This is a genomic window from Neptunitalea chrysea (assembly GCF_027924145.1).
Lineage (GTDB): Bacteria > Bacteroidota > Bacteroidia > Flavobacteriales > Flavobacteriaceae > Neptunitalea > Neptunitalea chrysea.
On the sequence record NZ_BRVP01000006.1, the window covers coordinates 26,641 to 39,201 of the forward strand.

At 33.6% G+C, this 12,561-nt stretch carries 8 protein-coding genes; 6 read left to right on the top strand and 2 right to left on the bottom strand.

Annotation, left to right across the window (positions count from 1 at the left end; genetic code table 11):
• Nucleotides 1–6: 6 nt before the first annotated feature.
• Complete coding sequence (locus NBRC110019_RS05330) at nt 7–894, bottom strand: peptidase associated/transthyretin-like domain-containing protein (protein WP_281753069.1); 888 nt, start codon at nt 892–894, stop codon at nt 7–9.
• Entirely contained in the window at nt 894–1,625 is a 732-nt protein-coding gene (locus NBRC110019_RS05335; RefSeq protein ID WP_281753070.1) for a sugar-binding protein, read from the bottom strand. Before NBRC110019_RS05335 ends, NBRC110019_RS05330 begins: the two co-directional genes overlap by 1 nt.
• 158 nt (nt 1,626–1,783) lie before the next feature.
• Between NBRC110019_RS05335 and NBRC110019_RS05340 the strand changes: the two genes are divergently transcribed.
• The 6 genes from NBRC110019_RS05340 (at nt 1,784) to NBRC110019_RS05365 (ending at nt 12,385) form a co-directional block, all read left to right on the top strand.
• Nucleotides 1,784–3,649, top strand: coding sequence for a cytochrome-c peroxidase (locus NBRC110019_RS05340; RefSeq protein WP_281753071.1), 1,866 nt, complete (start codon nt 1,784–1,786; stop codon nt 3,647–3,649).
• Nucleotides 3,650–3,653: 4 nt separating this feature from the next.
• Nucleotides 3,654–5,642, top strand: a complete 1,989-nt coding sequence (locus NBRC110019_RS05345) for a cytochrome-c peroxidase (protein WP_281753072.1) — start codon at nt 3,654–3,656, stop codon at nt 5,640–5,642.
• 124 nt (nt 5,643–5,766) lie between these two features.
• Nucleotides 5,767–6,336 (top strand): RNA polymerase sigma factor, encoded by a 570-nt coding sequence (locus NBRC110019_RS05350; RefSeq protein ID WP_281753073.1) that lies wholly within the window; start codon nt 5,767–5,769, stop codon nt 6,334–6,336.
• Between the two features lie 96 nt (nt 6,337–6,432).
• The gene (locus NBRC110019_RS05355) at nt 6,433–7,416 is read left to right on the top strand and encodes a FecR family protein (RefSeq protein WP_281753074.1); all 984 of its coding nucleotides are present in this window, start codon (nt 6,433–6,435) and stop codon (nt 7,414–7,416) included.
• 95 nt (nt 7,417–7,511) lie between these two features.
• Nucleotides 7,512–10,769: a SusC/RagA family TonB-linked outer membrane protein gene (locus NBRC110019_RS05360; protein ID WP_281753075.1), complete on the top strand. Its 3,258-nt coding sequence runs from the start codon at nt 7,512–7,514 to the stop codon at nt 10,767–10,769.
• A 5-nt stretch (nt 10,770–10,774) separates the two neighbouring features.
• On the top strand, nt 10,775–12,385 hold the full coding sequence (locus NBRC110019_RS05365; RefSeq protein ID WP_281753076.1) for a RagB/SusD family nutrient uptake outer membrane protein: 1,611 nt from the start codon (nt 10,775–10,777) through the stop codon (nt 12,383–12,385).
• Nucleotides 12,386–12,561: the final 176 nt, after the last annotated feature.

Here is a 12,561-nt window from a genome sequence, read left to right on the forward strand (position 1 = left end):
CTATTTTTAGTAAACAACATATTCAAAGGCAAAATTTAAAAAACGTTCTCCTTCAAATCCGGTTTTATGTAGTAGATCTGTTAAGTTGACAGGTTTAATAGCAGTTAGGGTAGATTTAATATAACTTTGAGCATTATAAAGGTCACTTGTTTTATGGGTAAGTACCGGTCTTATAATGGCATTACTTACTTTAACAAATGCATCTTTCTGTACATTGTAAGTGCCAAGTATTTCAATACCAAAGCAGATGCCTTCTTTAGGAATTTTAATGAATTCCTTTTCAATAGCAAACTTCCGTTCAACCTGATTAATAAAATCTATTTGTACAGGATCGCTACTATAGATTCTATCTGTAGGGATATCATTTTCTAATGTATAGATATTAAGACGTACAATATTTCTTAAATTGTCTACATCTTCCATGTTCTTAAGCTCTATAATTTTCGCAAATTTTATAGAAATCGACTTAAAAAAAGCATTTTTAGGGAGTTGTTTAGGGGTAAAGTACGTAACAATTTCATTTCCCATAAATGAAGGCCAATTACCAATGGAATTGGGTGTTTTTAGAAAATCTACTTGATGTGTACTTTTGACCTTGTCATAAACAGTTACATCATTTAACTCTTCACGCTCAGAAGTTAAGGTAATAGTGGAGGGTAATGTATTAGTAGCAATGGCTTTTGGTGTAAATCCGATACACGAAAAGTAGATGCTATCGGAAGTTATTCTATCCAAAATCTTAAAAGAACCGTCTGCATTAGCATACAATCCTGCTTTGTTAAAGCGAATGCTAACAAATGGAATAACATTACCATTGGTGTCTTTTACAACTCCTTTAACTTGGGCAAAAAATAAACTAGGTATAAGAAATAATACAGAAAGAATATACCTCATTAATTTTTAAGTAATAGGGTTCCAAAAATATTAGCATCTATCCATCCTTGGTTTTTATCTTCTCCCTCTACATAAATAGAACCGATGAAGTTTTCACGTTCTTTACTGTGATCGTTATCGCAATATGCTAGGGCAAAACCAACCTCTTTGTTATCATGTAATTTTACGGGCGTATTTTCTTCGCCATCTACATAAGAGTCGTCATATAAATATACCTTTAATTCCCAGGTAGAAATTTTACCATTGGTTACTCGTTTAGAAAGCACATGATCGTTATATAAATGCGGAATTTCTTCGGGACCTATATCCATTACATTTCCATCTAAAGCCACATGGTATGCAAACGCATTATGGTTGTATTGGTGTTCTCCACCAGAGTTATCTTCATCTACAAATACCTCTACACAATCATCATCCCACCATAGTTTTTTAGGATCTTTATATTGGTCAAATAACACATCATCATGTATTTGAACTAGTAAATACAAAGCATCATCATCCCAAGTTAATTTGTATTTACCACTAAAGTCATCGTCTGAATAAGGCGCTCCAACCCATCTTTGACTTAAAGGTAGCCAAGTTGTATTCATCCAACAAGCATCGGTTCCAATCCCATCTAAAACAGGAGTGGTTTCGGCTTTCTTTATAGAAATTAATTGTTTGGTTTCTTTAGTGTTATGACAGCTTACAAGCAAGATTAGAGACGTTAAAAGGAGTACTACTTTTTTCATAAAAAGTACATTATAATTAATTGGTTGTTTCAAAGGTATAAAAAAATGATGTGGGTTTATACTAAACATTTCTTAACAATTAATTAATCGTGGTGCTAAAGCAACCACTTAAGTTTGTTGGGTTAACAAACTATCAATTTTATATTAATATATTCAACATGAAAAAGCTGAGAACCGGCTCGGTAGTAATACTTGCTATTGTATTGCTATCCTCTGTTGCATTTGTGTCTTTCACGCCAACCAAAGACACCGCAGCAAAAGGTTTTTTGTTAAAGGAATTAGACCTGCTTAACAAAAACTTTTATGAGTTAGATGCCATTGCCGAAATGTACAAAAATGGTAATGCTGAACTTTCTATATTACAGTCAGCAATTACTAAATCGCGTTTACAATATAAGCGCATTGAATTTTACTTGGAGTTTTATTATCCTGAATTTGTAAAGAGCCATATTAATGGTGCTCCTTTATTGCATACAGAAGTAGAAGGAACTAATATTAATGTGCTTACTCCAGAAGGTTTACAATCATTAGACGAATTAATTTTTAGCGATAATGCCTATGAGGAAAGAGCTCATGTTTTTGGTCTTGCTAGAAAATTGGTTAGTAATTATAGCATGCTGCATAAGCGTTTAACTGAAAACGATGTGCCAGATTTTTTGGAAATAGAATCGTTACGCTTAGAATTGGTAAGAATCTTTTCTTTGGGGGTAACCGGATTTGATACACCGGGATCTCTAAATGCTTTACAAGAAGCAGCAGCGGCATTGACAGGAATGAAGATGTATTTTTCTGAGGTTTATGGAAGCGATCAGGGAACCGCGGAAGAAGAAAGAGTGCTTTTGTTATTTGATAAAGCAACCGATTATTTAAAAGCGCATACTGACTTTAATACATTTGATAGACTTACTTTTTTAAAGACCTATATAGATCCTCTATATCTACAATTAAAATATTTCAACTCAAGATATACGAGTGATTATTTAAGTTACACAGCATCGTGGAATACACAGAGTGAGTCTATTTTTTCACGCGATTTTTTGAATCCGTATGCCTTTACAGGATTAAAAAAAGAAGAGGATAGTAAAGAACTTTACGATTTAGGGAAAAAGCTGTTTTATGATCCGTTAATAAGTGGAGATAAAAAATTTAGTTGTGCCACATGTCATCAACCGTCAAAAGGATTTGCAGACGGGGTAGCAAAATCTATGAGTAATGTACAAGGTAAAACCGTTTTAAGAAATGCGCCTACCCTTTTAAATGCTGTATACGCAGACCGATACTTTTACGATTTAAGAGCTTTTACATTAGAACAGCAGGCAGAGCATGTAATCTTTAATCCGGCTGAATTTAATACGGCCTATAGTGCCATTATTAAAAAGTTAGAGGCGAGTAAAGAGTATGTTAAAATGTTTACCAAAGTATTTGGTAAAGATGGAGTGTCTAGAGATAATTTTTCAAAAGCATTAGCATCGTATGTACTGTCATTACAATCATTTGATAGTGATTTTGACAAATATGTTAGAGGAGAGATTAACACATTGCCCAATTCGGTAAAGAATGGATTTAATTTATTTACAGGAAAAGCAAACTGTGCGACCTGCCATTTTTCACCTACCTTTTCAGGTCTTGTTCCTCCTTTGTATAATGAGAATGAAAGTGAGATTTTAGGAGTACTTGCAGATAATACTTCAATACCTCATATGTTAGACGCAGATGAGGGGAGGTATGAAAACTCGGTACATGTAGAAAGGGCATGGATCTATAAAAAATCCTTTAAAACAAGTACAGTTCGTAATGTGAAATTAACAGGACCTTATTTTCATAATGGAGCTTATAAAACATTAGAAGAAGTAGTAGACTTTTATGACCAAGGAGGTGGAGTAGGAATGGGATTAAATGTAACCAATCAAACGTTGCCTGAGGATGCTTTAAATTTAACTGAGCAAGAAAAGAAAGATCTGATAGTTTTTATGGAGTATTTAACCGATAACTCGGCAGGTGAAAAATTAATACATAAGAACTAGAAGGATGAGAGGTTTATATCATAAACTATGGAGCATACTAAAGGTAAATGCTTCCATAGCACTGTTTTTATTGATGGTCACAGTTCAGCTTCAGTTTACATTACCTAATGAGGAGGATAACATGTATGTTAAAGAAACTATTGACAAAAAACTGCATGAAGTAAGTGTACTTATAGGTGACTTTGTGACTATAGCAGAGGCTTACCAAAATAAAAAGGGAAATGAAAAGAGTGTACAAGAGGCTTTAAAAAAAGTACGCTTAGCGTATAAGGAAGTGGAAAGTGTTACGAGCTTTTACTTTCCTGAGCACGATAAGTTTTACATTAATGGAGCTCCGCTATATCATATAGAGCCCTATCCTACAGGAGCAACCTTTGAAAAAAAGAATTACTATGTATTTACTCCTGAAGAGTATAAGAACACATTGGTGTTAGATAAAATGGAGGGAGGTCATTATTTAGAAGGAACTTCAAAAGTGATAGCCCCAGTTGGATTGCAACGATTAGATGAAATTATTTTTACAGAAGAGGTCGTAACTGAGCAAGATAGAATTTTGGTATTAGCACAGGATTTAAAAACAAAGTTTTCCATTCTTGAGAAAGAACTTAATAGAAGAAAATATTACCAAGATTTTGAAATAATGGAGTTTACGAGATTGGAGTTGATTAGGATTTTGACTAAGGGTATAACAGGCTTTGATACTCCGGGTTCCTTAAATGGTATTCAAGAATCGGCTAGCGCATTAGAAGGGATTGAGGACATACTGCATCCTTATTTAAATAAATGTAATTTGAATGATCAGAAGAAGATAGAAACGCTTTTTAAAAATAGCAGAGCATATCTTTTAAAGCATACAAACTTTAATAATTTTGATCGGTTAGTATTTATTAAAAATTATTTAAATCCTTTATACAAAGAACTACTACTTACCCGAAAACAATTAGAAATTCCTAGTGTTGCAGAACGATACGGACAAACTCCTTCTTGGAACGCAAATAGCGAGAATTTTTTTGATGAAGATTTTTTAAACCCTTACTATTACAGTATGCTTAAAAAAAAGGAGGACAGTCCAGAATTACGAGCTGTAGGTAAAAAGTTATTTTATGACGGACAACTAAGTGATAAAGGTACCCTTAGTTGTGCAACTTGCCACCAACCAAAATTAGGGTATGCAGATGGGCAACGAACCTCTTTTGCTGGTATTCCCGGAAAACGTCTGGAAAGAAATTCTCCTACACTTATCAATGCCGTTTTTTCAGATAAATATTTTTATGATTTAAGAGCTAATGATTTGGAAGATCAGGCAGAACATGTAATAGAGAGTCACATGGAGTTTAATACTTCCTTTGAAGATATTGTAGCAAAACTTAATGCCGATGCATATTATGTAAACGCCTTTAAGAAAATTTATAACACCAATACCATTACCAAATACGAATTTTCTGCAGCACTTGCATCTTATATTATCTCGTTGCGCTCGTTTAATAGTGAGTTTGATAAGTATATGAGAGGAGAAACGGATAAGCTGGATAGAAAGGTAAAAAAAGGATTTAACTTATTTATGGGAAAGGCTAATTGTGCTACTTGTCATTATGTGCCAACTTTTAGCGGATTAGTACCACCTCTTTATAATGAGAATGAGAGTGAGGTTTTGGGAGTTATGGAGGTTCCTGAAGAATTGAAAATGGGAACAGATTTTGGACGATATGAAAATGGAGTGAATAATGAGAATGTAGCAATTTATAAATATTCGTTTAAAACAGTAACGGTTAGAAATGTTGCGTTGACAGCGCCTTATTTTCATAATGGAGCTTACAAAAGTTTAGATGAGGTGTTGGAGTTTTATAATAGAGGAGGAGCTCAAGGCGTAGGATTAACATACGAGGTGCCTAATCAAACTTTGGCACCGGATCATTTAAATTTATCTAAGTCAGATATAGAAGCTATAAAGGCCTTTATGGAATCTCTTACCTCTGTTCCTGTGGATAATTGATATAGGTCTAACGAAAAGTCATATCAATTTATGAGTTTAATAAAATTAACTTATTCATTACATAAAGTGATGATAATTAAGTAGAAGGAGTGTTATATTTCGAATATAAAAATATGCGAGGTTAATGAGCGGTAGTCTTCATATTAATAAGAATATTGAATTTCAAAAAATTTACAGAGAGCATTGGAAATCTTTGTACATATATGCCTATAACATTCTTAGAGATAAGGAAACTGCTGAAGATGTTATACAGGAAATTTTTGTCGATTTATGGACGCGCTTAGAAACTACAGAAATAGAAAATCCTAAAGCTTATTTATTGCAGGCAATCCGATATCAATGTGCCAAGATATTTAAGAAAAAGGAGTTTCTTAACGGTTTTCATATCGAGCAACTAGAAAATGCTATAAGTTTAGTAACGGATGAATCTGAATCTGAAAATTTTAAAGAGCAATTGGCATCCTACGTTTTTGAAAAAGCAACACAGGTATTACCAGAACAATGCTATAATGTATTTGACTTAAGGTTTAATAAGCAGCTTTCTATTAAAGAGATAGCGAGTCAGCTTCAAATTTCTTCAAGTACTGTAGAGAATCATATTAATAAAGCATTTAAATTATTAAAGAGCGAAGATTTATATCAAGCCAAGTTGATTGCCTACATTATACTTTCGTCTACATTTTGTGTTGTCTAAATGTTATTAGTGTTAACATAAAGTAAAGTTTACAATATACAGTAGGTGCAGCCCCAAAATTATGTACTCTATTTATAAAGCCCTGTTTTATCTATAATGAAAATTAAAAATTACAGAAAATTATTTGAGCTGTACGAGAGTAATAATTTATCTCAGAAGGAACAACAAGTAGTAGAGACATTTTTTTCTGAAATGCAACATAACGGGATGCATCCTGATGAGATAGATTTGGCATTGGAAAGAAAACTTTTTACGGCAATTAAAAAATCTGTAAAGAGGAAACAAAAGGAAAGAGGTGTTGTTTGGAGAAGCATGGCGGCTGCTTTACTAGTTTTAATAGGGGTGTCTTTGTTTTATGTATATAAATGGAATACGGTAGCGGATGTAGCATATATTACGGTAACAGCATCAGAAAATGTAACAAAGAGAATTGTTTTACCAGATTCAACTATTGTATACTTAAATAAAGAAAGTTCATTATCATATCCAGAGAAGTTTATGAACAAAACAAGGGAAGTGAAGTTAGAAGGTGAAGGGTATTTTCGGGTAAAACATAATGCAGAAAAACCATTTTTAGTGGTTTCTGCAAATATGGTAACAAAAGTACTAGGAACCCAATTTGTGGTATCTGATAATAGTCAGGATATGGAGCCCTCTGTAAAGGTTTTAAAAGGAAAGGTAAAAGTAAATAGTAATACCAAAAAAGCCGAAGCAATACTTACCAAAAACCAACAAGTATTCTTAAATAAAGAAACAGGCATTTTAACTAAAAAAAGTTTACTAAAAGACACGGTTGATACCTTTTGGAGTTCTCATAAAATTAGATTTAAAAATGCTGATATGAGCACGGTTATAGCCAAGCTTAATGAGTATTTTAAAGTACATATAGTTTTAAAAACACCCGAATATGATGGGTGTAAAAAGATATCGGGGAGCTTTAAAAGCGATGAGGTAGAAAGTGTTTTAAAAGGAATACAGTTTTTAAATGACATGGAATATAAGAGGGTAGCAGAGAATGAAATACATATATATTTAAAGTCATGTGAAAACGATGATGAAGTAAGATTGAGAATAGAGTAAAGTTTAATATAAAAAAAGGAAAACCCGGTAAAGGCGCCAACCAAAATAACCGGGTTTATAAATCAATTTTATATTAACTCCCCAAAGTTATTCAAATGAAGTGTTTTGTAACAAACGTTTTATCAAAAAAAAGACTTTTTTTTACTTTTTTTTCGGTTTCGTTGTTTGTTTTGGGTACGCTTAGTGCCCAAAACAACGATGGGGGAGTTATTGACTCCGTTTATGTAAAAATTTCTAATGATATTAAACATGTTACTGATGTGTTGGATATTATAGAGAAACAGACTTCTTTTAATTGTTTATATACTACTTCGGTTGGTAGCTTAGAGAGTTCTACTCCAATTATAAGTGAAGGCACTATAGGTCTATATAAACTACTTCAGGTTTTAGAGGATAAATTCTCTATTAGATACGACATACAAGACCGGAATATTTATTTAAAATTAGAACACGATGATACTAATATTCAGATTCAACTTAGCGGTACGGTTACAGATGAAGAAGGAGTTCCTATTTATGGGGTAACAATAAAAGTAAATGATAACGTTACCCAAACTAATTTTGATGGAGACTATAGTATGAATGTTCGCAGTGGTGAAATGGTAACATTTTCTTATTTAGGAATGAAAACCGAGAAAGTTGAGGTAACAGAAGCAAACATAAATATGACTTTAGTACCCTGTGCCGAAATACTTTCTGAGGTAATGGTTACCGGGTATGGAACACAATTAAGAAAAAATGTATCCACCGCTATTGTAAAAGTAAAGCCTGAGGATTTTAATGGAGGGATAGTTTTGTCACCCTTAGATTTAATCATGGGAAAAGTTGCGGGCTTAACCATTACCAACGTAGCCAACAATCCTAATGGCGGGGTGTCAATTCAATTACGTGGAGTTACCTCTATACAAGGAGGAACTACCCCGCTGATTGTAATAGATGGGATACCGGGAGGAAATCTAGATTTAATTCAACCCAATGACATAGCGTCTTTTGATATATTAAAAGATGGTGCTGCAGCGGCAGTTTATGGAACCCGCGGGAATAATGGTGTTATTTTAATAACCACGAAACAGGGGCATAAAGGGAAAGCTACTTATGAATATGCGACCTATTTTTCGAAAGAGTTTGAAGATAAACATGCCAAACCAGACTTCTTAAAAGCAGCTGATTGGAGAAAATTAATAGCTCAAGGAGATTTAAGCGCTAGTTTAGATCATGGAGCATCTACAGATATTTGGGATGCTCTAATTAATAAAAACAATTTAAGTGAGTATCACACTTTTGCCACTAGTGGAGGAGGGGAAGATAACAGGTATAGAGTATCATTTTATTACAATAACTTTGAAGGAATTTCAAAAGAAAATGCTAGAGAGGAAGTAGGTGGTAGAATTAATTTCTCCCAAAACGGATTACAAGATAAATTAATGATTCAGGCAGGAATTGCTGTAAATCATAATGATGCAAATTTATTGGGAGGCGGTAACTTTGGAACCGTTATAGATTGGAATCCTACCGATCCTATTTATGCAGAACCTTCCAATAGTAACCCTGGAAAGTATGGGTATTATGAGATTTATGGCAGATATAACCCTATATCAAGATATAGTTCACGTAGTTATGAAAGGCAGCAACTCACCTTATCTGCAACCGCAAAAGTTTCCTATGAAGTATTAAAAAATGTAAAAGCACAGGTTTTTTGGGCATATCAATACGACAATTATGAAGATCGATATTATAGAACAACCAAAGACTGGACACAATATCAGGAGGGGAGTCCGTATAGCGGAACCGGATATGCCTATAAATCTAATTATTTGAATTATAATAAATTGTTAGAGAGTATGTTGAGGTATTCTAATACCTTTGGAGCGCATACTGTAGATGCCTTAATGGGGTATGGGTATCAATATGAAACTATTGAATTTTTTGATGTTAGCAATAGTGGTTTTACCAGTGATGCTACAGAAGATTGGGATATAGGATCGGATAATAGCTATTCTACACCAACTTTAAGTAGTCGTAAGGAAGATAATACTCTTATTTCATTTTTCTCTCGAATTAATTATTCATTTAAAAACCGCTATTTCTTTCAAGCCTCTTGGCGCTATGAAGGGTCTTCCCGTTTTGGAGCTAATAATAAGTGGGGAGATTTTCCTGCGATATCAGGAGGTTGGGTTATTACAGATGAGCAATTCATGAAACAGCAGCATGTGTTTTCTTTCTTGAAAATACGCACAGGTTTTGGAATTACTGGAAATCAGGATATTGATAACTATCAGTCATTGGCTAGTTTATCTGGCGGATATAGTTATCCTATTTATTACGATGGAGTTGATGAGGTATTGTATTATACAACCTATGGACCAGCAAAAAATGTGAATCCAGACTTAAAATGGGAAAAGAAAGAAGAGTTTGATGTAGGTGTTGATTTTGGGTTTCTTAAAAATAAGCTAACTGGTACCATTGATTATTTTTCAAGAACTACCAAAGATGTCTTATATAATTATTCAGCTCAATTACCTTCAGGAGTAGCTTCAACAGTATTGGCAAATGTGGGGTCTATAAAAAATTCAGGCGTAGAAATAACAGGGAACTACACACCAATTAGGAATGCCAATTTTAAATGGGATGTAGCATTAACTGGGAGTTATCAAAAAAGTATAGTAAAATCACTTTCTAATGACACCTACTTTTTAAGTGAATTTGAAACGGGGAATATAGGAAATCCGGGTAGTTTAGGAAATGCGTTTTTAATAAAGGAGGGACGCCCAATTGGAGACTATTATGGAAAGGAATTTGCTGGCTTTACCGATAGTGGCGAATGGTTATTTTATAAGGCAGATGGTAGTATAGGAACTTCTTCTGAAGTAAGTGATGCTGATAATAGAATTATAGGAAATGGCATGCCAAAATATCAGGCTTCGTTAATAAATAATATTAGCTATAAAGGTTTTTATCTGTCTGTGTTTTTACGAGGTAAATTTGATTATGAGATATTAAACACTTTAGATATGTTTTATGGGAATCCTTATATTATTGGAACCTCTAATGTGTTGCAATCGGCATTAACTACTCATAAACATATTAATGAAACTCCTATTTATTCTAGTTATTACTTGGAAAAAGGAGATTTTGTAAAAATTGATAATGTTCAGATTGGATATAATTTCAAAGAGTTAGGTTTTGTGTCTAATCTTAATCTTTACCTAAGTGTTAGAAATTTATATACTATTACGGGGTATACTGGTAGAGATCCTGAAGTTGACGATACCGGACTAACACCTGGTATGGATGATAGATCGTATTACCCAAGAACCAAAACTTTCACCTTTGGATTAAAAGCTAGTTTTTAAAAGTTATGAAACAGAAAAAATTACTATTAATAGGGATGTTTTTTAGTTGGGTGTTTTTTGGATGTACCAATCTCGACGAAAATGTATATAGTGAAATATCTGAAAATAACTTTTACAATTCTAAATTAGAGATATATGAAAGTGCTATGTATCCTTTTACCTATATGTATGATTGGTTGGCATGGTCTAATGAGTATAGTTATTTTTATCATAATGAGCTATCGGCTGACCAGTTGGCATGGCCGCAAAAAGGAAGACATGGGTATGATAGAGGGGAGCATATAAGGGCACATTACCATACTTGGACTACAGATGAAAGACGAATAGGGCTTATGTGGGGTGCTATGTATAAAGATATAGGCTATACCAATTTTGCTATTTCAAATTTAAGTACGGTAAATGTTGCCTCTGTAGATATGACCACTGAGGAAATGGAAAGTCTTATAGCAGAGCTTAAAGTGTATAGAGCTTTTATACATATGAAATTAATGGATATGTTCGGCAATATTCCTATTTCAACAGATGTAACCTCTGTTAATATTCCAACAGTTGAAAGAACTGAAGTGTTCAATTGGGTTGAAAGTGAGATATTGAATAATATAGATAAGCTTCAACTAGCTTCAGAAAATTTGGTGGGGCGTGTAACCAAAGTGGTTGCATATGCTATGCTAACCGAGTTGTATTTAAATGCAGAAGAATGGACGGGTACGGCAAGATGGAATGAGTGTATAACCTATTGTGACCAAATTATTTCGGGAGAAGGAGGTGCCCAAACTGGAAGTTTACAATTAGACGAAAATGTTTTAGGGCCGTTCAACAATACAAATCATTTATCGAGTGAGAATATTTATGAAGTTCCTTTTAGTTTTGACAATGGGTTTAGTAAAAACTGGTCAGGTATTCTTATGGGATTTTCAAATATGTCATCAGCGTTAAACGTAAATTATAGTGGTAACAATGCTTTTGTAGTAATACCAACGGCTTTTGATATGTTTGAAGAGCAAGACTACAGAAAACAACAATGGTTTTTATTTGGTCCACAATATGAGTACGGAACCACAACGCCCATTTTAGGTTCTGAAGAGTACTTAGGTGAACCTTTTATTTATGTAAATAATATTAGAAGGAACTCTGAGGGACAAACGGGGGAAGGAGGTATGACAGATGGAGAAGAAAATAGTGGAGCACGTTTTCACAAGTACAGATCGGGTACCGCAGCAGATGCTAATTACTTAGAAAATGACTTTGTGGTTTACAGGTTAACAGAAATTTATTTTTCTAAAGCTGAGGCTATTATGAGAGCTAACGGAGGGATGCCAACTCAAGAAGCGGTAGACCTGATAAATGAGAGTAAGAGTAGGTATTTTTCTTCAACAGATTTTATAAGTAGCGCATACACAATAAACTCCTTAACACTTAATGAATTGCTAAATGAAAGAGGAAGAGAGTTCATTTTTGAAGGTAAACGGAGAACCGATTTAATACGGTTTGGAAAGTTTACAACTACTTCATGGTGGGATAAATCTCCGGATGGGGGCAATTACCTAAAGCTAATGCCAATTCCTGCCGATCAAATAGCTGCAAATCCTAATTTGATTCAAAATACTGGTTACTAGTATTTTTGTAAGTTATTTTTTATAAAATGAATTATTTAGGGTAGTAGTGTTTTTTATTTCTTAATGTATATGTAGGATCTGTATTTAAGCCAATTTTTTTTGTTCAGAAGGTTTATGAAGTGTGAATTTTAGTTGTATGTTAATTTAAGGTAACTATAAAATAAATCTTAATTTGA